This is a genomic window from Prescottella equi, from assembly GCF_020171745.1.
Taxonomy (GTDB): domain Bacteria; phylum Actinomycetota; class Actinomycetes; order Mycobacteriales; family Mycobacteriaceae; genus Prescottella; species Prescottella equi_A.
The window spans coordinates 50993-77054 of the sequence record NZ_JAIVAH010000025.1 but is presented as its reverse complement, the minus strand read 5'-3'; the positions used below and the strand labels follow the sequence as shown (position 1 = coordinate 77054).

The 26062-nt window shown below is 69.5% G+C and carries 26 protein-coding genes; 17 read left to right on the top strand and 9 right to left on the bottom strand.

The genetic code is table 11. The features are described from left to right. The first annotated feature begins 133 nt into the window (after window positions 1-133). Together LCL87_RS20855 and LCL87_RS20850 are read left to right on the top strand one after the other, a co-directional pair. Entirely contained in the window at window positions 134-643 is a 510-nt protein-coding gene (locus LCL87_RS20855; protein ID WP_225023351.1) for an Lrp/AsnC family transcriptional regulator, read from the top strand. Window positions 644-760: 117 nt separating this feature from the next. Next, complete coding sequence (locus LCL87_RS20850; RefSeq protein ID WP_225023350.1) at window positions 761-1789, top strand: phosphotransferase family protein; 1029 nt, start codon at window positions 761-763, stop codon at window positions 1787-1789. Between the two features lie 164 nt (window positions 1790-1953). On the opposite strand, the gene LCL87_RS20845 is transcribed toward LCL87_RS20850, so the two are convergent. Further along, on the bottom strand, window positions 1954-2094 hold the full coding sequence (locus LCL87_RS20845; RefSeq protein WP_225023349.1) for a hypothetical protein: 141 nt from the start codon (window positions 2092-2094) through the stop codon (window positions 1954-1956). A 112-nt stretch (window positions 2095-2206) separates the two neighbouring features. On the opposite strand from LCL87_RS20845, the gene LCL87_RS20840 reads away from it, so the two are divergent. Further along, window positions 2207-3625 carry an MFS transporter gene (locus tag LCL87_RS20840; protein ID WP_225023348.1) on the top strand — a complete coding sequence of 473 codons (1419 nt, stop codon included), beginning with the start codon at window positions 2207-2209 and terminating at the stop codon, window positions 3623-3625. A gap of 13 nt (window positions 3626-3638) precedes the next feature. Here LCL87_RS20840 and LCL87_RS20835 read toward each other — a convergent pair whose 3' ends face one another. The 5 genes from LCL87_RS20835 to LCL87_RS20815 all read right to left on the bottom strand — a co-directional run bounded on the left by LCL87_RS20835 (window position 3639) and on the right by LCL87_RS20815 (window position 6597). Further along, on the bottom strand, window positions 3639-4097 hold the full coding sequence (locus LCL87_RS20835) for an acyl-CoA thioesterase (RefSeq protein ID WP_225023347.1): 459 nt from the start codon (window positions 4095-4097) through the stop codon (window positions 3639-3641). 28 nt (window positions 4098-4125) lie between these two features. After that, the gene (locus tag LCL87_RS20830; protein WP_225023346.1) at window positions 4126-4608 is read right to left on the bottom strand and encodes a DUF6328 family protein; all 483 of its coding nucleotides are present in this window, start codon (window positions 4606-4608) and stop codon (window positions 4126-4128) included. 8 nt (window positions 4609-4616) lie between these two features. Then, window positions 4617-5459 (bottom strand): shikimate 5-dehydrogenase, encoded by an 843-nt coding sequence (locus tag LCL87_RS20825; RefSeq protein ID WP_225023345.1) that lies wholly within the window; start codon window positions 5457-5459, stop codon window positions 4617-4619. Between the two features lie 43 nt (window positions 5460-5502). Further along, window positions 5503-6201, bottom strand: a complete 699-nt coding sequence (locus LCL87_RS20820; RefSeq protein WP_510850826.1) for an HNH endonuclease family protein — start codon at window positions 6199-6201, stop codon at window positions 5503-5505. Window positions 6202-6279: 78 nt separating this feature from the next. Continuing rightward, a complete protein-coding gene (locus tag LCL87_RS20815; protein ID WP_225023344.1) occupies window positions 6280-6597 on the bottom strand; it encodes a hypothetical protein in 318 nt (105 codons plus the stop codon). Between the two features lie 88 nt (window positions 6598-6685). Between LCL87_RS20815 and LCL87_RS20810 the strand changes: the two genes are divergently transcribed. Together LCL87_RS20810 and LCL87_RS20805 are read left to right on the top strand one after the other, a co-directional pair. Next, a complete protein-coding gene (locus LCL87_RS20810; RefSeq protein ID WP_510850829.1) occupies window positions 6686-9487 on the top strand; it encodes a DEAD/DEAH box helicase in 2802 nt (933 codons plus the stop codon). Next, a complete protein-coding gene (locus tag LCL87_RS20805; RefSeq protein ID WP_225023343.1) occupies window positions 9484-10299 on the top strand; it encodes an SWIM zinc finger family protein in 816 nt (271 codons plus the stop codon). Before LCL87_RS20810 ends, LCL87_RS20805 begins: the two co-directional genes overlap by 4 nt. A 15-nt stretch (window positions 10300-10314) precedes the next feature. Here the strand turns inward: LCL87_RS20805 and LCL87_RS20800 are convergent, their stop codons facing one another. Further along, window positions 10315-11562 carry an amidohydrolase gene (locus LCL87_RS20800; RefSeq protein WP_225023342.1) on the bottom strand — a complete coding sequence of 416 codons (1248 nt, stop codon included), beginning with the start codon at window positions 11560-11562 and terminating at the stop codon, window positions 10315-10317. A gap of 157 nt (window positions 11563-11719) precedes the next feature. Between LCL87_RS20800 and LCL87_RS20795 the strand changes: the two genes are divergently transcribed. Continuing rightward, window positions 11720-12217, top strand: a complete 498-nt coding sequence (locus LCL87_RS20795) for an SRPBCC family protein (protein WP_225023341.1) — start codon at window positions 11720-11722, stop codon at window positions 12215-12217. A gap of 58 nt (window positions 12218-12275) precedes the next feature. Here the strand turns inward: LCL87_RS20795 and LCL87_RS20790 are convergent, their stop codons facing one another. After that, window positions 12276-12641, bottom strand: a complete 366-nt coding sequence (locus LCL87_RS20790) for a nuclear transport factor 2 family protein (RefSeq protein ID WP_225023340.1) — start codon at window positions 12639-12641, stop codon at window positions 12276-12278. A 128-nt stretch (window positions 12642-12769) separates the two neighbouring features. Here LCL87_RS20790 and LCL87_RS20785 point away from each other — a divergent pair, with 128 nt between their 5' ends. From LCL87_RS20785 to LCL87_RS20765, 5 genes are all read left to right on the top strand, one after another. Next, the gene (locus tag LCL87_RS20785; RefSeq protein ID WP_225023339.1) at window positions 12770-13546 is read left to right on the top strand and encodes a helix-turn-helix transcriptional regulator; all 777 of its coding nucleotides are present in this window, start codon (window positions 12770-12772) and stop codon (window positions 13544-13546) included. Between the two features lie 70 nt (window positions 13547-13616). Then, the gene (locus LCL87_RS20780) at window positions 13617-14939 is read left to right on the top strand and encodes an alpha/beta fold hydrolase (RefSeq protein WP_225023338.1); all 1323 of its coding nucleotides are present in this window, start codon (window positions 13617-13619) and stop codon (window positions 14937-14939) included. A 142-nt stretch (window positions 14940-15081) separates the two neighbouring features. Next, the gene (locus tag LCL87_RS20775; protein ID WP_225023337.1) at window positions 15082-15606 is read left to right on the top strand and encodes a WxL domain-containing protein; all 525 of its coding nucleotides are present in this window, start codon (window positions 15082-15084) and stop codon (window positions 15604-15606) included. Between the two features lie 75 nt (window positions 15607-15681). Then, the gene (locus LCL87_RS20770) at window positions 15682-16716 is read left to right on the top strand and encodes a COG1361 family protein (RefSeq protein WP_225023336.1); all 1035 of its coding nucleotides are present in this window, start codon (window positions 15682-15684) and stop codon (window positions 16714-16716) included. Window positions 16717-16830: 114 nt separating this feature from the next. Further along, on the top strand, window positions 16831-17529 hold the full coding sequence (locus tag LCL87_RS20765; protein WP_225023335.1) for a methyltransferase domain-containing protein: 699 nt from the start codon (window positions 16831-16833) through the stop codon (window positions 17527-17529). A gap of 13 nt (window positions 17530-17542) precedes the next feature. On the opposite strand, the gene LCL87_RS20760 is transcribed toward LCL87_RS20765, so the two are convergent. After that, window positions 17543-19219, bottom strand: a complete 1677-nt coding sequence (locus tag LCL87_RS20760; protein ID WP_225023334.1) for a sulfatase family protein — start codon at window positions 19217-19219, stop codon at window positions 17543-17545. Between the two features lie 215 nt (window positions 19220-19434). On the opposite strand from LCL87_RS20760, the gene LCL87_RS20755 reads away from it, so the two are divergent. From LCL87_RS20755 to LCL87_RS20730, 6 genes are read left to right on the top strand one after another with little or no spacing between them, the layout of a single operon-like run. After that, window positions 19435-20940 carry a CoA-acylating methylmalonate-semialdehyde dehydrogenase gene (locus LCL87_RS20755; RefSeq protein ID WP_225023333.1) on the top strand — a complete coding sequence of 502 codons (1506 nt, stop codon included), beginning with the start codon at window positions 19435-19437 and terminating at the stop codon, window positions 20938-20940. 4 nt (window positions 20941-20944) lie between these two features. Beyond that, window positions 20945-22090, top strand: a complete 1146-nt coding sequence (locus LCL87_RS20750) for an acyl-CoA dehydrogenase family protein (RefSeq protein ID WP_225023332.1) — start codon at window positions 20945-20947, stop codon at window positions 22088-22090. Window positions 22091-22142: 52 nt separating this feature from the next. After that, window positions 22143-23291 (top strand): acyl-CoA dehydrogenase family protein, encoded by a 1149-nt coding sequence (locus LCL87_RS20745; protein WP_225023331.1) that lies wholly within the window; start codon window positions 22143-22145, stop codon window positions 23289-23291. Further along, on the top strand, window positions 23288-24364 hold the full coding sequence (locus LCL87_RS20740; protein ID WP_225023330.1) for an enoyl-CoA hydratase/isomerase family protein: 1077 nt from the start codon (window positions 23288-23290) through the stop codon (window positions 24362-24364). Before LCL87_RS20745 ends, LCL87_RS20740 begins: the two co-directional genes overlap by 4 nt. After that, window positions 24361-25272: a 3-hydroxyisobutyrate dehydrogenase gene (gene mmsB, locus LCL87_RS20735; RefSeq protein ID WP_225023329.1), complete on the top strand. Its 912-nt coding sequence runs from the start codon at window positions 24361-24363 to the stop codon at window positions 25270-25272. Before LCL87_RS20740 ends, mmsB begins: the two co-directional genes overlap by 4 nt. Continuing rightward, window positions 25269-26045, top strand: coding sequence for an enoyl-CoA hydratase (locus LCL87_RS20730; RefSeq protein ID WP_084846451.1), 777 nt, complete (start codon window positions 25269-25271; stop codon window positions 26043-26045). Before mmsB ends, LCL87_RS20730 begins: the two co-directional genes overlap by 4 nt. The last annotated feature ends 17 nt before the right edge of the window (window positions 26046-26062 follow it).

Genomic DNA, 26062 nt, shown 5'->3' with positions numbered 1-26062 from the left:
CTCGTGAGCGAAAGTCCGGATGTATGTGCTCTACCTCACAGCATCCACCGTCTCGCGATCTGCGCAAGCGAAGTTGCAACGATTCAGCACAATGCACAGTTTCGGTGGGGTGAGGGCTGGCACACTGCGAAAGATGAGCACTCTGGACGCCACCGATGCCCGCCTGCTGCTCGAGTTGTCGCGCAATCCGCGGGCGACCGGTGTGGACCTCGCGCAGCGGCTCGGGCTCTCGCGGAACACCGTGCAGGCGAGGCTGTCCCGGTGGGAGGGTTCGGGGGCGCTCGGTGGCTTCGACCAGCTCGTGGACCCTCGCGCGCTCGGCTATCCGCTGGCGGCCTTCGTGTCCACGCGGGTCGATCAGCACCAGCTCGACGCGGTGGTGGACGCGCTCGCGGACATCCCCGAGGTCGTCGAGGTGTACGGCATGACGGGCCTGACCGATCTGTCGGTCAAGGTGGTCGCGACCGACGCCGACGATCTCTACCGGCTGGCCGGGCAGATCCTCAAGATCCCCGGCGTCGAGCGCACGAATATGGCGCTCGTGATGCGCGAACTGGTCGGGCCGAGGACCGCGCCGCTGCTCGAGCGCACTGCGGAAGGTCGTGGTGCGCAAATTCCCGCGCGGGGGCAGTCCGCCGACTAGCATCGTCAAACGAGCGTCGACCGGGGGTGCGGGATTCGACGAAATTGACCGGCGTGAGGAATCGATCGATCCGAACAGCGGAAGCAGATGCGGGACACCGGAGGGGAGTGGTGCGCAATGGGTGTTGTCGGCCTCGACGAGGACGCCGTCTCGACCTGGATCACCGGTCTCGGTGTGGGCGCACTCGCCCCGCTCTCGTTCGAACGGATCGGTAGCGGTCAGTCGAATCTCACTTTCGCAGTGCGCGATTCGGGCGGTGGCCGGTGGGTGCTGCGGAGGCCGCCACTCGGGCAGCTGCTGGCGTCCGCACACGACGTCGGGCGCGAGTATCGGATCCTGGCGGCGCTGCAGGGGACCGGCGTTCCGGTACCGAAAATGATTGCTCTGACCGATGATCCGGCGATCACCGAGGTGCCGCTGGTCCTGATGAGTTATGTCGACGGGATCGTGATCGACGACGAGTCGGTGGCCGAGCAGCTCGACCCCGAGCGGCGGCGCGCCATCGGGCTGTCGCTGCCCAAGGCGCTCGCCAGCATCCACCGGGTGGACCTCGAGATGGCCGGCCTGCTCGACCTCGCCGGTCACAAACCCTACGCCGAACGACAGCTCAAGCGCTGGTCGGCGCAGTGGGAGCAGTCCAAGACCCACGACATGCCCGACATCGAGGATCTCGCGGCCCGTCTCGCCCGCAACGTGCCCGAGCAGACCGAGACGACCCTGGTGCACGGCGACTTCCATCTCAGCAACGTCATCACCTCACCGGACGACGGTCGCGTGGTTGCGATCCTCGATTGGGAGCTGTGCACGCTCGGCGACCCGCTCGCCGATCTCGGCGGGCTCCTGGCGTACTGGCCGCAGCGCGGAGACGGCGTGCGCGGGCCGTTCATGGCGTCGACGCTCGACGGGTTCCCGACTCGGGACGAACTGGTCGAGGCGTACGTGCACGAGACCAAACGAGACGTTTCGGCGGTCGGTTTCTGGCACGTGCTCGCGCTGTGGAAGCTCGCGATCATCGCGGAGGGTGTGCTGCGCCGCACCCTCGACGATCCGCGGAACCGGGCCGAACGTGGCGGCCCGACAGCGGAACTCATCGACGACGTGGTGCGGCGCGCGGTCGCGACCGCCGACGCGGTGGGGTTGCGCTGAGGCTACTTCGATTTGGAGTTCGTCCGATATGTGTTTAACGTATACGCCCATGTGACTGCCTGCGTAGCGCGCTTCCGCTCCTCTCCGCATCAGCGTCCGCCGCTTGCCTTCCGATTTCCGGATGTGTTCCGGGGCGCTGCGGCACAACGTATTTCCACTCTCCTTCACGCAACGCCATAAAGAGCGTCGGTGGCATCGATCCCCGACATCTGCTCTCCTCGCGCGGCGAATTCCATCATGAGCGCCTGCTGCAAGGTCTGCTCGCCGCCTGTCGGCACCTCCGCAACCTGACCGGTCGATGTCATTCGAGCCGGTCCGGTTGCCGCCCCGTGCCCGAAACGTGTCCCGGTCCGACCGGGGCGCGGTGAAAGTGCTGCGCACCAACGTTCTTCGACGAAATTGTGTCCAGGAGTTCCGATGTCCCGACCTGTCCCACAGAGTGCCGTATCGCGAAACTGGGCCGGGCTGGCAATGCTCGCGTTGCCGGCCCTGCTCATCGCGGTCGACATGACCTGCCTCTACGTTACGATTCCGCACCTCAGTGAAGACCTGGGGCCGACCGCCACCCAACTGCTGTGGATCAACGACATCTACGGCTTCTTCATCGCCGGGGCGCTCGTCCCGATGGGTGCACTCGGCGACCGGATCGGCCGCCGCCGACTGCTGTTGCTCGGTGCTGCCCTGTTCGGGGCGGCGTCGATACTGGCCGCCTGGGCGCCGAATGCCGAGGCGCTCATCGCCGCTCGCGCCGTCCTGGGCCTGGCCGGCGCCACGCTGATGCCGTCGACCCTTTCGCTCGCCCGCGTCATGTTCGACGACGACCGGCGGCGCACCCTGGCCGTGTCGGTGATCATGGCCGCCTTCTCGGTGGGCACCGCGCTGGGGCCGCTGGCGAGTGGTCTGCTGCTCAACTACTTCTGGTGGGGTTCGGTGTTCCTGATGGCTGTGCCGGTCACGGTCCTGCTGCTCCTGGTCGGACCGCGCACGCTGCCCGAGTACCGCGACCCGACGGCCCGGTCGATCGACCTGCCGAGCGCGGCGCTGTCGATGTCCGCGGTCCTCGCGCTGGTGTACGCGATCAAGCATGCGGCCGCGTCCGGGTTCGATGCCCGCGCGGCGGCGTTCGTGCTGGTGGGTCTCGTGGCCGGTGCCGTCTTCGTGCGCCGACAGCGGACACTGGATGATCCGTTGCTCGACCTCACACTGCTGCGCAACCGGCTGATCCGGTCGTCGCTCGGTACCTACACGCTCGGGCTGCTGGCGATGGCGGGCACTCAACTGTTCGTCGTGCTCTACCTGCAGCAGGTGCTGGGGCTCGGACCGCTGCAGGCCGGGATGTGGATGGTGCCGGCCGCCCTCGGCACGTTGGCGAGTTCGCTGGTGGCGCCGTTCCTGATTCGACGGTGGCGGCCCGCCGTCGTGATCGGTGGCAGCCTGACGGTGTCGGTGCTGGGGTTCCTGCTGTTGACCCGGGTCGGCGTGGACGACCTGCCGTTGCTGATGGTCGGCTACGTCGCGATCTCACTGGGGGTGAGCCCGGTGATCGCGCTGTGCACCGACATCGTCGTCAGCTCGGCTCCGGCGGAGCGCGCGGGATCGGCCGCGGCGCTGTCCGAGACGGGTGCCGAACTCGGTGCCGCACTCGGGGTGGCGTTGCTCGGCAGTCTCGGATTCGCCGTGCACCGCGGCAGCCTCGGCGCGGATCCGGCGTCGGTGGTCTCGTCCGAGGCGGTCGCCGACGGCCTGGTCGTCGCGGCCGGCGCGTCCGCGGCCGTCGTGGCGCTCACCGCGCTCGTCAGTGTCGCCGCGTTGCGCAGGATTCCGGTACAGCGCTGATCGGCGCCGGAACCTACCCGGAGTCGGTGACCAGAAGGTTTGCCGCGCTTCGTATCTCGGGAGGGATCGCGGCGGGTCGGCGTCCGGCCGGTTCGATGTAGACGTGCACGAACCGGCCGGTAGCCGCCAGTTCGAGGATCCCGTCGGGGTCCTCCCGGAAGATCGCCAGCGCGTACACGATGTCGGTGGCGCCGATGCGTTCGACGGACAGGCCGATGTGCAGCTGGTCGGGGAAGGACAGTTCGCGCACGAACCGGCACGACGCCTCCGCGACGATCCCGATCGCCGGCAGCTCGCGGATGTCGAGTCCGGTACTGGCCATGAGCCATCCGTTGATCGCGGTGTCGAAGTACGCGTAGTAGGCGATGTGGTCGACGTGCCCGTAGTGGTCGTTGTCGGCCCACCGGGTCGGCACCGGCCACAAGGCCGGATAGGCCTCGGCGCGTGGTTCGGGCTCGTCGGGAGCTGCCATGAAATCGACGATAGTGCCCGGGAATCGATCAGCGCAGGTCGTCGTCGCGACGCAGCATCGACGGCACGACGAACCACAGGATGCCGAAGGCCAGTGCCGTGGACCCGCCGATGAGTTTGGCGGCCCAGCCGCCGACCGCGACTTCCGCGACGATCAGGACGGTGCCGACCATCGTCGCGGCCAGGAACACCGAGCCCGCCAGAGCACACCGATTGGCCTGCCGCAGGATGTCCTCCCGGCGCCGGTGCCGGAACAGGATGCGATGCCACACCGCGGGCGCGATCAGCAGCGCCGACGATGCCGCCGCACACAGCACCGTCACCAGGTGCAGCGCCCGCACGTACGTGGACTGTTCCTCGTAGGACTCGGTGAACACGATCGCCAGGAGGAACGCGAACAGGATCTGCACGCCGGCCTGCTGCACGCGCAGTTCCTGCAGCAGTTCGCTGAAGTTCCGGGCGAGGCGCGTGCTCTGCGACTCGTCCGAATCGTTCGGCGGGAGGTCGGCCATCGGGGACCCTAGGCCTTCGAAGGGGCTCTCGAGAACTCCGACGCCCGACGGATCTGCTCGTCCGACGGCCGCACCCCGGTGTAGAGGGCGAACTGCTCGGCCGCCTGCAGCGCGATCACCTGTGCCCCGGTGATGACGGTCTTGCCCGCGGCAGTGGCGAGTCGGATCAGCGGGGTGTCGGCGGGCATCGCGACGACGTCGAACACGGCCTCGGCGGCGCGGACGGCGTCCTCCCGGAACGGCAACGCGTCGGCCTCGGGGCCGCCCGCCATCCCGATCGGAGTCGCGTTGACGAGCAGTTGCGGGTGCGCCGCGCCGAGGTCGGGCAGCCACTCGAAGCCGTACGTCCGCGCCAGGGCCGGTCCGGTCTCGGCGTTGCGGGCGACGACGGTGACCGTGCGGAAGCCGCTGTCGCGCAGCGCGGCCACGACGGCCTTGGCCATGCCGCCGCTGCCGGCGACGGCGACCGCGAGATCCGGGCTCAGCTCGGCGCGGTGGAGCAGATCGGCGACGGCCTGGTAGTCGGTGTTGTAGGCGTGCAGTTCGCCGTCCTCGTTGACGATCGTGTTCACCGAGTCGATCGCCGACGCCGACGGGTGCACGACGTCGACGTGCTCGATGCACGCCTCCTTGAACGGCATCGACACCCCGCACCCGCGGATACCGAGCGCGCGGATCCCGGCGATGGCCGCGGGCAGGTCGGTGGTGGTGAACGCCTTGTAGACGAAGTCCAGGCCGAGTTCGTCGTACAGGTAGTTGTGGAAGCGGGTGCCGATGTTGCTGGGCCGGCCGGACAGCGACATGCACAGTCGGGTGTCCTTGCTGACGGCGTCGGTGATCGTGCGGCTCACCCGTCCACGCTAACCGGCGACCGGGGCTCGTGTCGGCGACTCGTCATCCGCAGGTGGCGGCGACGTCGGCGATCGCATCCCGATCGCCCACGGTGATCGGCAGGCTGTAGCGGACCGCCACGCCCAGGTACTTGCCGACGTAGAAGCAGCGGTAGGCCGGATCGGACGGCAACCAGCCCGACGGCGTGCTGTCCCGTTTGGCCTGGTTCTCCGGTCCGCTCACGGCCAGCAGGTTGTAGGTGACGTCGTTCGCGAAGTCGCGGCGTCGTTCGATCGGCCACGAGGCGGCTCCCATGTCCCACGCCGCGGCGAGCGGGTACACGTGGTCGATCTGCACGGCGTTTGCGTCCTGCTTGGTGAAGGCGACGGTCCGCCCCGAGTACGGGTCGGCCAGTGTGCCCGCGACCACGACGCAGTCCCGGGTGCCGTCGCGGAACTCGACGTCGGTGAGATCGGCCGCGAGCACGTTGTTGCGGGTGTCGCAGCCGTCGTGGCCGCCGGGCCCGGTGTGGTCGTCGGACCAGGACGGGCCGAACACGCAGCCCTGCCCGGTCCGGCAGCCGCGCTCGTAACCGGCGACGTCGGGCCGGGCGGCCACGACCTCGACCCGGGCGAGCAGGTTGTCGACCGCGGTGCGGGACGGACTGCCCGGCGCGGGTTCGACGGCACCGGGCGCTGTGCCGCACGATACGCAGGCCAGGGCGACGGCCCCTGCACCGAACAGAATCCGACCACGTCCCACCGCTGCCCCTCCCCGGACGGCCACCTGTCGCGGCCAGTGTGCCGGACGGGACCGACAGCATCGGCCGGACGGGATCGGTCAGGAGTGCGGGAACTTCGCGGCATGGAGGGATCCGGCGTCCACGCCGTCGTGCCCGATGAGCCACGACCCGCCGTTCTGTCGGCACTCGGCGATCTTGCCGAAGACGCTCAGGAGGAAGCCGATCGCCTGCTCCGGGGTGCGGGTGGTGGCCAGGCGGTGCGATTCGCCCTGTTTGGTGACGTCGAGCCAGACCCCGGCCTGGCCGTCCAGGCGCATCGCGACGATGTGATCGGCGTCGACGAAGGCCACCTTGCGCTCCTGCCACGGCGTGCTCGGCGAGTACACCTGTTCGAAGACCTGAAGCATGATCGTCATCGGTGCCGACCTTCCCTCTGCGCCCAGTATGGGCCTGGTGGCGGGCTGGAATCCAGGGATGTCGGCGGCGGCTGGTTGGATGGACGACATGCTGCACGGGCTCTGGTCGCCGGGCGCGGGCCTCATGCTGTGGCGGGGCCCGGATTCCGAGCTGCCCGATTTACCCGAGCCCCTCGCGCGGGTGCTGCGTCGGCGCTTCCGGCGGCATCACACCGTGCACGTGCCCGCCGCCGTCGGGGTCAGCCAGCAGCGCGTCCCGGTCCTCGCGCTCGCGCCGGCCGAGGCCGCCGACGTCCTGCTCGCCGTCCCGGACGACGCGCCGGGCATCTCCGGTGACCTGCGGTACCTCGCGCACGTCGCCCGCGGCGTCGAACGGTGGGCGCGGGCCGGCCGGGTGGTGCCCGAGCTGTACCGGACCGAGGGGCACTGGTGGCCGCGGTGGCGGCTGCTCGGCGGCGAGCGACAGCGCGCGTGGCTGGCCGAGCTGGCGTCCGCGATGCCGCCGGTGCAGCGGTTCGAGGGCACCCCACGCGAGATCCTCGACGACTTCGTCGGCGAACTCACCGACGCCGTCGTCCGCGACCTGCTCGGGGACCGGGACGCGGAACACCCGCTGCTGCGGGCGCTGCTGCGCGGCGAGCCCTACGAGGGCGGCAACCACAAGATGGCGAGCGGGCTCGACGCGTGGCGCGAGAGCCTCACCGTGGACGAGCCGGAACTGGTGCTCCGGCTGCTCGAGCCCGAGGCGGGCGACGAGTTCGACCTCGCCGACGACGCGCTGTGGCGCCTGCAGGTGTGCCTGCGCGCCGAGGGTGAGGCGCCTGCGCCGATCCGCTTGCACCGCACCGAGTCCCGGCTGCTCGAGATCGCGGTCCGGAAGCTGGCCGCCGCGGTCGCGGCCTACCCACGGCTGCGGGACCTGCCGACCGACCCGGACAGTCTCGACCTGCTGCTGCCGACTCCGGTCGTCACCGACCTCGTGCTGCACGGGGCGCGGGCGCTCGAGCACGCCGGCGTCGCGCTGCTGCTGCCGCGCGCGTGGGCGGCGGCGTCGCCGTCGCTGCGGGTGAAGGTGTCGTCGCCCCCGGTGCCCGCCGCGGCTGAGGACCGGGCCGTCGGCATGAACGAGATCGTCGGCTACGACTGGGAACTCGCGCTCGGCGACATCGTCCTCACCCCCGACGAACTGACCCGGCTCGCCGACACCCAGAGTGACCTGGTGCGGCTGCGGGGGCAGTGGGTGCAGGCCGATGCCACCGTGCTGGCGCAGGCGGCCCGCTATGTGACGCAGCGTAATTCGGGTGAGGACGGCACGCTGAGTGGTCTCCTCGGGCAGCTCACCGAGGCGGAGCGGCCGCCGGTGCCGGTCGACGAGGTGTACGCCACCGGCTGGGTCGGCACGCTGCTCGACGGCACCCTCGAGCCGACGCCGGTGCCGAAACCCGCCGGGCTGCACGCCGATCTGCGGCACTACCAGCAGCGCGGACTGGACTGGCTGGCGTTCATGAGCGAGACCGGACTCGGAGCCGTGCTCGCCGACGACATGGGTCTGGGCAAGACGGTGCAGTTGCTGGCGCTGCTCGCGCACGAACGCGCCGACACCCCGACGCTGCTGGTGTGCCCGATGTCGGTGGTGGGTAACTGGCAGCGTGAGGCCGCGCGGTTCGTGCCCGACCTGCGCGTGCACGTCCACCACGGCGCCGACCGCAGCCGCGGCGACAACCTGGCCGCCGCCGTCCGCTCCTGCGACCTGTTCATCACGACCTACTCGCTGCTCGCCCGCGACGTGGAGGCGCTGGGGGAGCAGGCGTGGCGCCGCGTGGTGCTCGACGAGGCGCAGCACATCAAGAACTCGGCGACCGCGCAGGCCCGCGCGGCCCGGGCGATCCCGGCCGAGCATCGCATCGCCCTCACCGGCACCCCGGTGGAGAACCGGCTCGACGAGCTGCGGTCGATCCTCGACTTCGTCAACCGCGGAATGCTCGGCAGCCCACAGGCTTTCCGGGCCCGCTTCGCCGTGCCGATCGAGCGGGAGCAGGACGAGGCCGCCGTGACCCGGTTGCGGGCGGTGACGTCGCCGTTCATCCTGCGCCGGGTCAAGACCGATCCCGCCGTCATCTCGGATCTGCCGGAGAAGCAGGAGATGACGGTGCGGGCGAACCTCACCGTGGAGCAGGCCGCGCTGTACCGGGCGGTGGTCGACGACATGCTCAAGAAGATCAAGGACACCGAGGGGATGCAGCGCAAGGGTGCGGTGCTCTCCGCGCTCACCCGCCTCAAGCAGGTGTGCAACCATCCGGCGCACTTCCTCGGCGACGGGTCCGGCGTGCTGCGCCGCGGCCGGCACCGCTCCGGCAAGCTCGGCCTGGTCGAGGACATCCTCGACTCGGTCACCGCCGACGGTGAACGTGCGCTGCTGTTCACGCAGTTCCGGGAGTTCGGCGACCTGGTGGTGCCGTATCTCGAGGAGCGGTTCGGGACCGACGTGCCGTTCCTGCACGGCGGGGTGCCCAAGGCTCGCCGGGACCGGATGGTGGAGCGGTTCCAGGGTGACGACGGGCCGCCGATCATGCTGCTGTCCCTCAAGGCCGGTGGCACCGGCCTGAACCTGACCGCCGCCAATCACGTGGTGCACTTGGACCGGTGGTGGAACCCGGCCGTGGAGAACCAGGCCACCGACCGGGCCTTCCGGATCGGGCAGCGCCGCGACGTGCAGGTCCGCAAACTGGTCTGCGTCGGCACGCTCGAGGAACGGATCGACGCGATGATCTCGAACAAGCAGGAACTCGCCGATCTCGCGGTCGGCACCGGCGAGAAGTGGATCACCGAGATGAGTGCCGATCAACTGCACGACCTGCTGATCCTCGGCGACGAGGCGGTCGGCGAATGAGCCCGCAACGCGGTCGCCCCGACTTCAGCGCCTTCGGCAAGCGCCGGCCCGTCGTCGGCGGCGTCGAATCGGTCTCCAAGCGAGGCACATTCGCACGCGGATGGTGGGGGCGGGCGCTGATCGAGGCGCTCGAGAAGGTCGGCGACAGCGGGCGACTGAGCCGCGGCCGCACCTACGCCCGCGGTGGGCAGGTGGTGGCGCTGGACATCGCGGCCGGCCGGATCATCGGCGAGGTGCAGGGCAGCCAGATCACGCCGTTCACCGCGGTGCTGACGCTGCGCACGCTCGACGACGAACACACCGCCGAACTGGTCGAGACGATCCGCTCCACTCCCGGCACGCTCGCCGCGCTCGCGTCCGGGGCGGTCCCGCAGGAGCTGGCGCCGATGCTGCTGCCCGACGGTGGACGGGAACTCGACTTCGACTGTACCTGCCCCGATCCCGGCTGGCCGTGCAAGCACGTCGCCGCGGTGGCGTACCTGCTCGCCGAGCGCGTCGACCGTGAACCGCTGACGATGCTGAAGGTGCGCGGGCTCGACCTCGACACGCTGATGCGGGCCGTCGGCGGCGAGGACGACGAGACCGGCACCGCGCACACCGACGACCACTTCGGCGACGCCGTGCGGTACGAGCACCTGCCCGAGATCGAGTTCGCCGCCGCGCCCGACGACCTGGATGCGATGTTGCTGCGCAAGGTGCTTCGCGCGGGTGCGGACGAGGCCGTCGCGGGCGAGTCCGAAGTGGTTGCGGCCCTGCGCGATCTGGACGAATGCTACCGCGCGCTGGGCAGCGGGTTCCGGCGGCGGCGCTGACGGACGACGGCCGACTCAGGCTGTCGGCGGCAGCCACGTGCGCGCGGCGGTCACCAGCGCGGCCACTCCGATCGACAGTGTCGGTTCGATCACCGGCGCGTAGTGCGGGGAGTGGTTGGACGGCACCTTCAGCAGCGCCGGATCGGTCATGTCGCCCGTGGTGAAGAGTGACGGGTCCGCGCCGCCCAGGAGCCAGTAGGACAGTGGCGCCCCGGAACTGGTCGCGAGGATGCCGACATCCTCGCTGCCGGCTCCCGCACCCGGGTCGAGGATGTTGTCCGACCCCAGCCACGTGGCGACGGCGTCGAGGGTCGTGCGCAGGGCCTCCGGGTCGTTGGTGACTATGGGGAACCGCTCGATCTCGGTGATCGTCGGGGGCTCGGGTGCGCCGGAGGTCTCGGCCTCGCCGCGCACGATGCGGTCCACACCGTCGAGAATGCGTTGGCGCACCCGCGTGTCGTAGCTGCGGATGTTCAGCTGGACTTCAGCGTGCCCGGGAATGACGTTCGCGGCGTCGCCGGCATGGATGGAGCCGACGGTGAGGACCGCGGTTGCGGTTCCGGGGATCTCGCGGGAGATGACGGTCTGCAAGCGCAGCACCGTCGCCGCCGCCATCACGATCGGGTCGACGGACGTCTCCGGCATCGACCCGTGAGCGCCCCTGCCGACGAGTCGCACCCGCAGCGAGTCCGATGCCGCGTAGGACGGTCCCGGGTGCCCGGCGATCTTGCCTGCCGGTAGCGGCGACACGTGCTGGCCGAGGACGACGTCGGGCTTCGGGAAACGGTCGAACAGCCCGTCGTCCACCATCGCCTGTGCGCCCGCACCCAGTTCCTCGGCAGGCTGGAACACGAGGAGCAACGTGCCCGTCCATCGTGACCGGTCGTCGGCGAGTATCCGTGCCGCTCCCAGCAGGCAGGTGGTGTGCAGGTCGTGGCCGCACGCGTGGGCGACGGGGACGGTGGCGCCGTCGGTGTCGGTAGCTGTCACGGTGCTGGCGTAGTCGAGCCCGGTCTCCTCGCGGAGTGGCAGCGCGTCCATGTCTGCGCGAAGTAGCGCGGTCGGTCCCGTGCCGTTCTTCAGGACCCCGACCACCCCGGTTCGCCCGACGCCGGTGGTGACATCGAAGCCCGACTTTCGTAGATGTTCCGCCACGATCCCGGCGGTCCGATGTTCCTGGAAGCCGAGCTCGGGGTGCCGGTGCAGGTCCTTGTAGAGGTCGACCAGCCTGGGATCGATCGTGATGTCGCTGGGCACGGTCATGGGTTTCCCTTCGACAGCGTCATCTCAGCGTCCCAGACTCCGAGCTCGCGGCGGGGCGGCTTCCGGGCCGAGCAGTGCGATCGTTACGTTCGGTGTGGTCCGATGCCGTCGGCACAGCGTCGTCCGCGAGGTGCCGATTGAAACCCGAAGGAGCCTCATGCGTCTGAGCGACAACCCCACCGTCGAGGTCGTCCAACGGCTGGCCTGCAGCCCCGAGCGGGCGTGGGCGCTGGTAACCGATATCGAACTGCCCACCCGCGCCGACGGCGAACTGCAGCGGGTCGAGTGGCTGGACGGCGCGACCGGGGTGGCCGTCGGCGCCCGATTCCGTGGATACAACGCCAGCCCGCAGATGGGGGAGTGGCAGACCGAGTCGGAGATCGTGGAGGTCGAGGAGGGCCGCCGTTGGGTGTGGTGTGTCGGCTCCGTCGCGGAGCCCTTCGCCGTGTGGGGTTTCGAGGTCGAGCCCGGTCGTGACGGCACCGTCGTGCGGCAGTGGGCCAAGGCCGGCCCCGGCCGGTCCCCGCTCTCCGACTTCATCGCCCAGCACCCGGACAAGGAAGGCGCGATCGTCGCGCACCGGATGTCGGTGTGGCGCGACGGGATGGCGGCGAACCTGGCGATGCTCGCGGAGCTCGCCGCCTCCCACGTCTGATCGTCCACGACGCCCGCGCGATCACGTCCGTCGCGCCGTGCGGCTGCTCACTATGTGATCAGGCGGCGGGAACCTTGTCGAGGAACCCCAGGACGGTGCGCAGCTTCCCGTTCGGGTCGCGCTCGACGACGTCGAATCCGATCACGAGCGGTTCGGCGCCGACCGGGCCGAGCGCCCACGTGAACCGGGCCTGGTCGTGGTGGGCGTCGACGTCGCCGACGAGTTCGAACCGCATGCCGTCGAACTGCTGCTGCACCGCCCCGACGAGGGCGCTCAGTTCGGCGTGCCCGGTCGCGCTGCCGATCGGGTCGACGTAGCGTCCGTCGGCGGCCCACAGTTCCTCGACCAGGGCGGCGCGCTTGTCGCCGTCGGTCTCGTTCCATACGTCCAGGTAGCGCTGGATCAGGGCGTCGAAGTCGTTCATGGCGAGAGCCTTTCGTGATGGGCCGTCGGAGCGCGGCCTGTGGGAACGAGCGTGCCCAGGTGGCTGCCGCGGGTCGATTACCTCGGAGGTAATGGGCTGTATTCCCCGTGACCGCCTAGGGTCGGGGCATGTCGCGGACACAGCAGCCGGTGGGGGATCAGATCCGGTGGTGGCGCGGGCACCGACGGATGACGCAACTCGATTTGGCCAATCGGGCGGAGGTCTCGACCCGGCACGTCAGCTTTCTCGAGACGGGCCGCGCCCGGCCGACCCGGGCGATGCTGCTCCGGCTCGGTGACCATCTCGACATCCCGCTGCGCGATCGCAATGCGATGCTGCTCGCCGCCGGGTTCGCGCCGGCGTTTCCGGAACACACGCTGACCGACGTCCCGATGGCGGTCGTCTCGGACGCGATCCGGACCCTCCTGGCGGCGCACTCCCCGATGCCCGCGCTGGTGGTCGATCGGCACTGGAACCTGGTGGATGCGAACGACACCGTGGCACTCCTGACCGACGGCGCCGCCGCCCGGCTGCTGGAGCCGCCCGTCAACGTGCTGCGCCTGAGCCTGCACCCGGACGGGATGGCGCCGCGGATCACGAACCTCGCCCAATGGCGCGCACACGTGCTGCACCGGCTGGACCGGCAGATCGAGGCGACCGGCGACGACGAGCTGCGCCGGCTCCGTATCGAGCTCGCGGGCTACCCGGGTGGGGTCGACGGGACCGAGCCGGGGCCATCGCTCGTCGTGCCGCTCCGGGTGCGGGTGGGCGACCACGATCTGTCGTTCCTCAGCACGACCACGGTCTTCGGAACCCCGCTCGACGTCGCGGTGTCCGAGCTCGCGATCGAGACGTTCTTCCCGGCCGACGCGACGACGTCCGAGCACCTCGCAGCGCGCCGGTAGGCGGCCGACCTGCGTGCTCTCCCGTTGCCTCTACCGTGGAGCCTTGCGATGGCGGCACGAGAGGAATCGGGTGAGGGTGCGTCGGACGGCGGTGTGGGTAGGCGTGGCGGCGCTCGGTGCCGGCGCGCTGTCCGGGTGCGGCGGACCGGTGGCCGCCGACACCGTCGCGTGGGAACCCTGCACGGACCTGGCCGCCTACGTCACCGATCTGGGTGTCGACGAGGACGTCGTCGATCGCCTGCAGTGCGCGACGATCGACGTCCCGCTCGATTACGACGACCCCGGCGGCCGGACCGTCGAACTCGCGCTCAGCCGTGTGGTGGGAACCGATCCGGCCGCGCGCACCCTGTTCGTCAACCCCGGCGGTCCGGGTGTGGAGGGCCGCAGCATGGCGGCTACCGTCGCATCGAGCCTCGGACTCGGCGGCACCGTCGTCGGGGTCGACCTGCGCGGCATCGGCTATTCGTCGCGCATCGACTGCGCCGAACCCGACGAGCCGGACACCCGGGACGACGACGGCCTCGCCGCCTACGTCGACGAGATCTCCGCCGCGAACCGGGACTGCGTCGATGCCGATCCCGCCTTTGTCGCGAGCCTGACGACCGCGACGGCAGCCCACGACCTCGACACCGTGCGGCAGGCGTTGGGTCTGGACACGATCGACTTCCTCGGCGTCTCGTGGGGCACGGTCCTCGGCGCCGAACTGCAGTCCCGCTTTCCCGAGTACCTGCACCGGGTGGTCCTCGACAGCATGGACTACACCGGTACCTCTGCGGTCGACGCCCTGCGCGTGCTCGCGGCGGCCGACCCGGACGTCCCGCCGGAGATGCTGCCCGACGCGGCCGCGCTCGACGCCGGGGACGACGGCGGTGTCACCCCCGACGAACCGGAGGTGCCGCCCGGCGACGCCCCGGCACCGGACGACAACGACGCCCCGCTCGACCCGGCGACCACCGATTTCCTCGAGCGCGCGTTCGATCCGACCGCGGGCACCGCTTACATCTGCAACAGCCTCGATCCGGTCGGTGACGGCGCGGTCCAGCTCGCCGAGCACCTGGAGCTCAACGCCCGACTCGGCCGAGACCCGCAGCGCCGCATCGAATTCCCCGCCGACTCAGACGTCCCCGGCATCAGCCTGTGCAGCGGCTGGCCGCTCCCAGTCGAGCCGACGGCCGCCACGAACACCGGCACCGACCTGCTGATCATCGGCCACCGCGACGAGTCGGTCACCCCGTACGGGTGGGCGCTCGAAGCGCAGGCCGTGATGGGCGGCCGGCTCCTGACGATCGAGGACGGCGTGCACGGGTCGACCGTCGGGTCGAGTTGCGGCGGGCTCGTCACCCAGTTCCTCCGCACCGGTCGGCTCTCACAAGATGTGTGCGATCCACGCTGATCTCTTCATGTGAACGCCTGAAGTTGAAAGATCGTCCAGCACAGTTGTTTTGACATTCAACCAACCGACCGGTCGAGGCTTTCGGTGTTAGGGTCCGAATTGTTCGTGTGCTGTCGGGGCGCACCTCTGCGAAGGAGTGATCATGCGAAAACAATTGGCAAGTCTCGGGGTGGCGGGAGTCGCGGTCGCGGCCGCATTGGTCGCGCCGGCCCACGCGAGTGCGGAGGACACCACCACGACTTTCGAACTCGTGGCCGGAGGGCTGACCATCGCTCCTCAGGCCTCTGCCGCGCTCAACACCGCGCAGACCGGTGCGTCGGACGTCCTCGGGTTGTTGGGGGAGGTCACGGTCACCGACAGCCGCGGCAACAATGCGGGTTGGACCGTCACCGTGTCCTCGTCCGAGTTCGCATTGGCTGCGGAGAGCGGTGACACCACGATTGCCGCGACTCAGGTGCAGTACAACCCGGGCACCGTCGAGCGCACGGGAACTGTGACGACGACTCCGTCGGCCGTCGCCGGACTCGATTCCGCCAAGACCGTGGTCGCCGGTACCGCCGCGCGGGGCAACAACACGGCCAGCTGGAACCCGACGTTGACCGTCGGCCTGCCGTCGGACGCTCTCGCCGGTGTCTACACCGGAACGGTGTCGACCTCCGTCGCCTGACCCGGAGATCGGTGTGGGTGCGGCGTGCCGCACCCACACCGATTCCCATCACCGCTCTGGGGGGGATCTTTCACAGTGCGCAGCTCGCAAAACTGCACCAATTTCGTCGCACGGCGCATCGCGTCCGTCGCGGCCTTGATCAGCGCGTTCGCGCTGCTGGCTTCCGGATCGGCGATCTCCGTGGCTCAGTCGTCGCCGACACAGAACGAAGGCATCGGTGTGCGCCTGCTCGAGGCGCCGTCGAACAACGGGAGCGACCCGCGTGCGCGGGTGTACATCGTCGATCACCTCGCGCCGGGAACGACCATCAGCAGGCGATTCGAGGTCACGAACACCACGGGCGAGGCTGCCGACGTGCGCCTCTACCCTTCGGCGGCGGGGATCGACCGCGGCCAGTTCACCGGGGCGGCCGGTCAGGTCGCCAACGACCTGACGACCTGGACCTCGATCACCCCCGCACAGGTGAGGGTGGACGCGCATTCCGCCGCCGAAGCCGTCGCGACCATCGCGGTACCGCAGGACGCGCCACCGGGGGAGCAGTACGGGGTCCTGTGGGCCGAAGTCCGCTCGGCGGCGTCGCCGCAGTCACCGGTCGCGCAGATCAGCCGGGTCGGCATAAGGCTGTATCTCTCTGTGGGGCCGGGCAATCCACCGGCGCCCGATTTCGCCATCGAGTCCCTGACCGCCGCACGGACCGACGACGGCACGCCGATCCTCGAGGCCAACGTCCGCAACACCGGTGGGCGGGCACTGGATCTGAAAGGTAGCCTGGCGCTCGCCGACGGGCCCGGCGGGCTCAACGCGGGTCCGTTCTCCGTCGAGGGAATCACCACACTGGCGCCCGGAACGGCCGGCGCTGTCACGGCCACTCTGAGTAGGGACATCCCGCCGGGTCCATGGAACGCTTCGGTCACGCTCGAGAGTGGGCTGGTCGAGCGCAGTGCCGCAACGCAGATCACGTTCCCCGACTCCGGAAGCGCCGAGTTCGGAGTGCCGGGGCCGCGGTACCTCACCGCCGTGGTCGTCGGACTGGGCGCCCTCGCTCTGATCGCGGTCGCCACGACGATCGCACTGCGCAGGCGGGCGGGGCGCCACAGCGGCGGCGCCTGACCCACACACCATCCCCGTCCGTCGCGTCACACTGCGGCGGCTCGGCCACCGAGTTCCGCGCCTCCGGCCGGCTCGGGCAGGATACGTGCGACCCGCACTGACCCAGGAGCCGCCATGTCGCACACGGAAACCGAGGACGCCGGAATCGGACCGATGCTGGTCTCGGCACGGTCGTTCGACGAGTACGTCGCGATGTTCGCGCTACGCGACGACGACCTGACGGGCACCGTCCTCGACTGCCCCGCCGGTGCGTCGTCGTTCACCGCGACCGCCCGCGCCCGCGGGATCGATGTCATCGCGTGCGACATCGCGTACGGGGACACCTCCGCGTTGGCCGCGACCGCGCGAGCCGAGACCATCCGCGGCAACAGCTACATCGCGCAGCGACCGGAACGGTTCGCGGGGAGCTTCTTCCGCGACGCCGAGCACCATCTCGAACATCGGCTCGCGTCGGTGGAGCGGTTCGCCGAGGACCTGCGAGCGCACCCCGAGTCGTACATTCCGGGAGCGCTTCCCGCGCTGCCGTTCCCCGACGGTTCGTTCGACCTGGTGCTGTCGTCGCACCTGCTGTTCACCTACGCGGACCGATTCGATGTCGACGATCACGACCGGTATCTGGCCGAACTACTCCGCGTCTCGGCGCGGGAGGTTCGGGTCTTCCCGCTGGTGCCGAGCGGGCGGACCGACCGCTACGCGGAGCTGGGCGAGCTGCACCGACGTCTCGACGTCCGGGGCGTCGAACACGAATTGCGTTCGGTCGCCTACGAATTCCAGGGCGGCGGCACCGAGATGCTGGTCTGCTCAGCGAGGTGACCGCTCGCGGCTCCTACGAGCCGCCGACCGGAACCGGGGCGAGCCCGCGGGCCGGTGTCGTCCCGCACCGCTCCATCACCTCGAACAGCTGCGAGTGCATCCGCATTGCCTGGACGGGATCGAAGTAGCCCACGTTCAACGGATTCGCGCGGTTGTGCAGTTCGAGCGGGTCGGTCTGCAGGTCGTACATCTCGAACTGCGGCGGCGTCACCCCGGCCGGATCGAAGTACGCGGAGTACTTCCACCGGTGGTCGCGGATGGTGCGCATGTGGTTGGGCTGCGTGACGATCGTCTGGCCGTTGGGGGTGGCGCAGTTCTGGTCGTCGTAGGTGAAGTGCAGGACGTCCTGCACCTCGGTGCTCGGCGCCGCCGGGTTCGCGGCGGCATCGGTGACGATCGGCATGAGATCGACGCCGCGGAAGTCCCACGCGGACCGGTCCGGCACGTCCGCGAGGCTCGCCAGAGTGGGCATGACGTCGATCAGGGACGACAGCGCGGCCGTGTGGACGGGCCGGGGGAAGAGCGTCGGATTGCTGATCACCAGCGGGACCTTCAACGTCTCCTCGTACGCGTTGAACACCTTCTGCCGCAGGCCACCGTGGGACATGCCCATCTCGCCGTGGTCCGACATCCGGATCACCACCGTCGATTCCCGCATCCCGGGTCGGGCTTCGAGGGCGTCGAGTACCGCGCCGATGTGTTCGTCGACCACCTTGTGCATGTACGCGTAGAAGTTCACGTAGTTGCGGGCGGCGTCCTGCCCGGGCAGCGGCCCCAGTCCGGCGGCGAGCAGGACCTGGGACTGGATCTGCGCGGTGGGCTTGAAGTTCCGGGCCAGGCCCTCGTCGTACGTCGGCGGCAGATCGATGCCCTGCTCGAAGATGCCCGGGGCGTCGGAGCCGTAGTTGTCGCACGTGCCGTTGATGGCATCCCACGTCTGCGGGTAGGCGAGCACGTCGTGCGGATTGACGAACGAGACCACGAGCGCGAACGGACGATCGTCGTTCGGGTCCAGGCCGTGCAGGAACTCGACGGCCTCGGACGCGTAGCGGCTGTCGAGATCGGCGCAGCCGCCGCCGAAGTGGTCCGGGTTGGTGTCCTGACCGCCCTCGGGCGGGACCCAGCCCTGGAAGCCGTACGCCGCGACGTCCGCGCTCGACGGATCGCCGCCGTCCTCGCCCTTGCTCATGTGCCACTTGCCGCGGTACTGCACGTTGTAGCCGGCGGAGTCGAGGAGTTTGGCCATGTTCTGGATGCCCAGGGGGAGAGTCGGTTCCGTCGGTGAGACGGTGCCGCCCTCGGTGAGTGTCGCCGTGACCCCGTGCTGTGCGGGGTAGAGGCCCGTGAAGAACGTGCTGCGACTGGGCGAGCACATCGCGGCGTTGCAGCAGCAGCCGTCGAACGTGAGCCCGGTGTCGGCGAGACGCTTGCGGTTCGGCAGGTTTGCCTCGGCCCAACCCGCGGGCCAGAACATCGGCACCCGCTCCTGGTCGGTGATGACGACGACGATGTTGGGCCGGTGCGGCAGCGCGCCCGGCTGGGTCGCGGGCGCGGGGCCGGGAGCGGCCGTTGCCTGTGCGCCCGCACCCGCCATGCCTGCGACCAGCAGTGCGCCGGCACCGCCGAGAAAGGTCCGCCGGGAGAACGGGTGATCGAGAGTGTCGAGTATCGGTTCACTCAGGGAGTCCATCGGCTGATCTCCGTCCGGGAAGCGATCGCTGAAATCAGGCGTTCGGTTCGTCATTCTGTCCGAGGATTGGGGCCGCTACCTGCGGTTCGGGCAATTGTCGTGATCGAACCCTGGACCTACGTGGACTTCCAACTATAGGATGAGCGATGAATGGCGAGGGTGACGTGCGTCTCCTTCGTGGCTCTGTGACGACCAGCAAAGGACGGGTTCGGGCAATGAGCGTTCGAGAGCTCTCTCACTTCATCGGCGGCAAGCGGATCCCCGGTGCGTCGGGCAGATTCGCCGACGTCTTCGACCCCAACACCGGGCAGGTGCAGGCGCGGGTTCCGCTCGCCGACCGGTCCGAGACCGAGGCGGCCATCGCGAACGCGGCCGACGCCCAGAAGGAGTGGGCGGCGTGGAACCCGCAGCGCCGCGCCCGCGTGCTCATGCGCTTCCTGCAGCTGATCCAGGACGAGATGGATCCGCTCGCCCGGCTGCTGTCGTCCGAGCACGGCAAGACCATTCCCGACGCCAAGGGTGACATCCAGCGCGGCCTCGAGGTCGTCGAGTTCGCTACCGGCATCCCGCACCTGCTCAAGGGCGAGTACACCGAGGGCGCCGGCTCCGGTATCGACGTCTACTCGATGCGCCAGCCGCTCGGCGTCGTCGCGGGCATCACCCCGTTCAACTTCCCGGCGATGATCCCGCTGTGGAAGGCCGCGCCCGCCCTCGCGTGCGGAAATGCGTTCGTGCTCAAGCCGTCCGAGCGGGATCCGTCGGTGCCGCTGCGCCTGGCCGAGCTGTTCCTCGAGGCCGGTCTGCCGCCGGGTGTGTTCAACGTGGTCAACGGCGACAAGGACGCCGTCGACGTGCTGCTCACCGATCCGCGGATCCAGGCCGTCGGGTTCGTCGGCTCCACCCCGATCGCGCAGTACATCTACGAGACCGCCGCGGCGCACGGCAAGCGCGCGCAGTGCTTCGGTGGCGCGAAGAACCATGCCATCGTCATGCCGGATGCCGACCTCGACCAGGTCGCAGACGCGCTGATCGGTGCGGGCTACGGCTCGGCCGGTGAGCGGTGCATGGCCATTTCGGTCGCGGTGCCGGTCGGTGAGGAGACTGCGGACGCGCTGGTCGAGAAGCTCACCGAGCGCGTCCGCGAACTCCGGATCGGACGTTCCGACGACGAGACCGCGGATTTCGGTCCCGTGGTGAGCAAGGACGCGCTCGATCGCGTCAACGGTTACGTGCAGATCGGTGTCGACGAGGGCGCCGAACTGGTCGTCGACGGCCGCGGCTTCACCCTCGACGGCCACGAGGACGGATTCTTCGCCGGCGCAACGCTGTTCGACCGGGTGACCCCGGACATGCGGATCTACCGGGAGGAGATCTTCGGACCCGTCCTGCAGGTGGTCCGCGCGCACGACTACGAGGAGGCGTTGCGGCTGCCTTCCGAGCACGAGTACGGCAACGGCGTCGCGATCTTCACCCGCGACGGCGACACCGCCCGCGACTTCTGCTCCCGCGTCGAGGTCGGCATGGTCGGCGTCAACGTCCCGATCCCGGTGCCGATCGCCTACCACACGTTCGGTGGCTGGAAGCGGTCCGGATTCGGCGACCTCAACCAGCACGGGCCGGACTCGATCCGCTTCTACACCAAGACCAAGACGGTGACGCAGCGCTGGCCCTCCGGGTTCAAGGAGCACGCCGACCACTTCGTCATCCCGACGATGGACTGACGCGGTGAAGAAGTACGTGCCGGGCTGGCACGACGACGAGGTCCGGGCGCTCTCCGAGCTCGCGGCCGGATTCTTCGAACGCGAGGTGGTCGCCAACAACGACAAGTGGGAGGCGCAGCGCCGCATCGATCGCGACGTCTGGCTCACGGCCGGGAAGCTGGGGCTGCTCTGCTGCTCGATCCCCGAGGAATACGGCGGCGGCGGAGGCACGTTCGCGCACGATCTCGCGGTGTTCGAGGCGCAGGGCCACGCGGGTGACCTCGCGTTCGGCGTCTCGGTGCACAGCGGCATCGTCGCGCACTACGTGAACGAGTACGGCACCGAGGAGCAGAAGCGGACCTGGCTGCCCGGCATGGCATCCGGGGAGATCCTCGGCGCCATCGGGATGACCGAACCGGGCGCCGGATCGGACCTCAAGGCCATCCGGACGACGGCGATCCGGGACGGCGATCACTACATCGTCAACGGCTCGAAGACATTCATCACCAACGGGTCCTCCGCCGACATGATCGTGCTGGCGGTCAAGACCGATCCCAAGGCCGGTGCCAGGGGAGTCTCGCTGCTGATCGTCGACCTGCGGGACTGCCCCGGATTCACGGTCGGGCGGGTGCTCGACAAGGTGGGGCAGCACGCCGCCGACACCTCCGAGCTGTCGTTCGTCGATGTGAAGGTTCCCGTGTCCAACCTGCTGGGCGAGGAGGGCCAGGGTTTCAGCCAGCTCATCGCCCAGCTCGTGCAGGAACGGCTGATCATCGCGGCGCAGGCATCGGGCGCGATGAACCGGGCCGTGGAGGAGACAGTCGCCTACGTCAAGTCCCGGCAGGCGTTCGGGCACAGCCTGTTCGAGTTCCAGAACACCGCTTTCGAGCTCGCCGAGTGCCAGACCATCGCGCGCACGTGCGAGGTGTTCCTCGACCACTGCATCCAGGAGCACCTGCGCGGCGACCTCGACGCGGCTGAGGCGGCCATGGCGAAGTACTGGCTCACCGACAAGCAGTGCGAGGTCGTGGACCGCTGCGTGCAGCTCTACGGCGGCTACGGGTACATGCGTGAGTACCTCGTTGCCCGCATGTACGAGGACGCCCGGGTGCAGAAGATCTACGCCGGTGCGAACGAGGTCATGAAGGGGATCATCGCGAAATCCCTGTGACGACCGCGGCCACCACGTCATCGACGATGACGACGAACTAGGAGCGAAGGCAATGTTCAGACTTTCCGACGACGAGCGCGCGATCAGCGACACCGCGCGCGACTTCGCCGCGGAATACCTGGCGCCCAATGCGATCGAGTGGGACCAGAACAAACACTTCCCGGTCGACGTGCTGCGCAAGGCCGGCACGCTCGGTATGGGCGGCATCTACATCCGCGAGGACGTCGGCGGCTCCGGTCTCACCCGGCTCGACGGCGTCCGGATCTTCGAGCAGCTCGCCACGGGCTGCCCGTCGATCGCCGCCTACATCTCGATCCACAACATGGTCACGTGGATGATCGACGAGTTCGGTGACGACGAGCAGCGGCGTCGCTGGGTGCCCGGACTGGCATCGATGGAGCAGCTCGGCAGCTACTGTCTCACCGAGCCAGGCGCCGGCTCCGACGCGGCGGCCCTGTCCACCAAGGCCGTTCGCGACGGCGACGACTACGTGCTCACCGGCGTCAAGCAGTTCATCTCCGGTGCCGGCAGCTCCGACGTGTACGTCGTCATGGCCCGCACCGGCGATGCGGGCGCCCGCGGGATCTCGGCGTTCGTCGTGCCGAAGGACGCGCCCGGGCTGTCGTTCGGTGCCAACGAGAAGAAGATGGGCTGGAACGCCCAGCCCACCCGGCAGGTGATCCTCGACGCGGTCCGGGTGCCGGCGGCGAATCTGCTCGGCGGCGAGGGTGAGGGCTTCCGCATCGCGATGAAGGGGCTCAACGGCGGACGGCTCAACATCGCCGCCTGCTCGGTGGGTGGCGCGCAGGCCGCGCTCGGCAAGGCCGTCGCGTATCTCGGCGAGCGGAAGGCGTTCGGGGCGGCGCTCGTCGAATCGCAGGCACTGCAGTTCCGGCTTGCCGACATGCGGATCGAACTCGAGGCCGCGCGCACCCTGCTGTGGCGGGCCGCGGACGCACTCGACGCGGACACCGCGGACAAGGTGGAGCTGTGCGCGATGGCGAAACGCTTCGCCACCGACACCGGGTTCACGGTCGCCAACGAGGCCCTGCAGTTGCACGGCGGCTACGGCTATCTGGCGGAATACGGATTGGAGAAGATCGTGCGAGACCTGCGGGTGCACCAGATCCTGGAGGGCACCAACGAGATCATGCGGGTCGTCGTGGCCCGCGCGGTGGTCGGATCGGCGGGCGCGGCATGAGCGACATCGGTGAACCCGAGGTTCTGGTCGAACGGGTCGGCGCTCTCGGCCGGATCACCCTCAATCGGCCGAAGGCGATCAACGCGCTGAATCATGCGATGGTGCAGACGATGGCGTCGGCGCTGCTGGAATGGGCCGACGACGAGTCCGTCCGGGCCGTGCTGCTCAGCGGGTCCGGCGAGCGTGGCCTGTGCGCGGGCGGCGACATCGTCTCGATCTACCACGACGCGAGGGACGGCGGCAGCGGGTCGAAGGACTTCTGGCGTGACGAGTACGTCCTCAACGCCGCGATCGCCCGCTACGGCAAGCCCTACGTCGCGATCATGGACGGCATCGTCATGGGCGGCGGCGTCGGTGTCTCCGCGCACGGCAACGTCCGTGTGGTCACCGAACGTTCGACGATCGGCATGCCCGAGGTGGGCATCGGTTTCGTGCCCGACGTCGGCGGCACTTACCTGCTGTCGCGGGCGCCCGGCGAACTCGGCACCCACGTCGCGCTCACGACGGCGCGCATGACGGCCGGCGACGCGATCGCGTGCGGCTTCGCCGACCACTCGGTGCCGTCGGATCGGCTCGACGAGTTCGAGCAGGCGCTGGCCGAGGGTTCGGTCGAGGACGCTCTCGCGCAGTTCGCGCAGCCCGCCGCGGCGTCGGAGCTGGCGGCGCAGCGGGACTGGATCGACACCGCGTATGCCGCGGACACCGTCGAGGAGATCGTCGCGAACCTGCGGGCAAGTGACGTTCCCGAGGCGCAGGCCGCGGCCGAACAGATCCTCGCGAAGTCCCCGACCGCCGCGAAGGTGACGTTGCGGGCACTGCGCCGCGCCCGCACCCTCGACAGCCTCGAGGCCGTCCTCGACGAGGAGTACCGGGTGTCGTTGGCGTGCCTGGAATCCCACGATCTCGTGGAAGGCATCCGTGCGCAGGTGGTAGAGAAGGACCGTAACCCCGCATGGTCGCCGTCGACCCTCGAGGCGGTCACCGACGAACTAGTGGATCGATTCTTCGAGCCGCTCGGCGAGGCCGAACTCGGTTTGGCCGCAGCGCTCGTGAGTGGGGAGGAAGTGCGATGAGCACGAGCGACATCACCGTCGGATTCGTCGGCCTGGGCCACATGGGTGGGCCGATGGCGGCGAACCTCGCGAAGGCCGGATACGTCGTCAAGGGCTTCGATCTGGTGCCGGCGGCGCTCGAGCAGGCCCGGCGGGACGGGATCACCGTCGTCGAGTCCGCCGCGCAGGCAGCCACCGAGTCCGACGTCGTCATCACGATGCTGCCCAGCGGCAGGCACGTCCTCGACCTGTACGAGGGCGGTCTGCTCACCGCGGCACGGCAGGGCACGCTGTTCGTGGACAGCTCGACGATCGACGTCGCCGATGCCCGTGCGGCGCACGAACTGGCCGAGCAGGCCGGGCACCGCAGCGTCGACGCGCCAGTGTCCGGCGGGGTGATGGGCGCCGCCGCCGGGACGCTGGCGTTCATGGTCGGCGGCGCCGACGAGGACTTCGAGGCCGCCCGCCCGCTGCTCGAGGTGATGGGCCGCAAGGTCGTGCACTGCGGCGGCCCCGGCGTGGGCCAGGCCGCGAAGATCTGCAACAACATGATCCTCGGCGTCTCGATGATCGCGATCAGCGAGGCCTTCGTGCTGGGGGAGAAGCTGGGCCTGAGCAACCACGCGCTGTTCGACGTCGCGTCCAACGCGTCGGGTCAGTGCTGGGCGCTCACCACCAACTGCCCGGTGCCGGGGCCCGTCCCGGCGAGCCCCGCGAACAACGACTACCAGCCGGGGTTCGCGGCCGCCCTCATGGACAAGGATCTCGGGCTCGCCGCGAACGCGCTGCGCACCAACGGCGTCGACGCCGAACTCGGGCTGCGGGCCGCGGAGCTGTACCGGCGCTTCCACGAGACCGGGCACGGCGGCGAGGACTTCTCGGCAATCATCAGGGACATCAGGGACAGATCGAACGGAGAGACTCGATGACGGACTACCAGACGATCCAGGTCGGGCGCACCGGCCGCGTCGGCATGATCACGCTCAACCGGCCGGAGGCGCTCAACGCCCTCAACGCGCAGCTGATGTCGGAGATGGTCGCGGCCGTCGACGACTTCGAGAAGGACCGGAGCATCGGCTCGATCCTGATCACCGGTTCGGAGCGGGCATTCGCGGCCGGCGCCGACATCAAGGAGATGCAGTCCAAGTCGTTCATGGACATGTACCTCGACGACTGGTTCTCGGCGTGGGACCGCATCGCCGCGGCCCGCAAGCCGATCGTCGCAGCGGTCGCCGGGTACGCGCTCGGCGGCGGATGCGAGTTGGCGATGATGTGCGACGTCCTGATCGCGGCGGATTCGGCGAAGTTCGGTCAGCCCGAGATCAAGCTCGGCGTGCTGCCCGGCATCGGTGGCTCGCAGCGGCTCACCCGCGCGATCGGCAAGGCCAAGGCGATGGACCTGTGCCTCACCGGTCGCACCATCGACGCCGACGAGGCCGAGCGTGCCGGCCTCGTCTCGCGGATCGTCCCGGCGATCGACCTGCTCGACGAGGCCATCGCGACAGCGTCGAAGATTGCGGACATGTCGCTGCCGATCGCGATGATGGTCAAGGAGTCGGTCAACCGGGCCTTCGAGTCGACGCTGTCCGAGGGCGTCCGGTTCGAGCGGCGCGTGTTCCACTCCGCGTTCGCGACGCAGGACCAGAAGGAAGGCATGGCCGCGTTCGCCGAGAAGCGCGACCCGAGCTTCGGCCACCACTAGTTCTTTTCGTCCGGCAC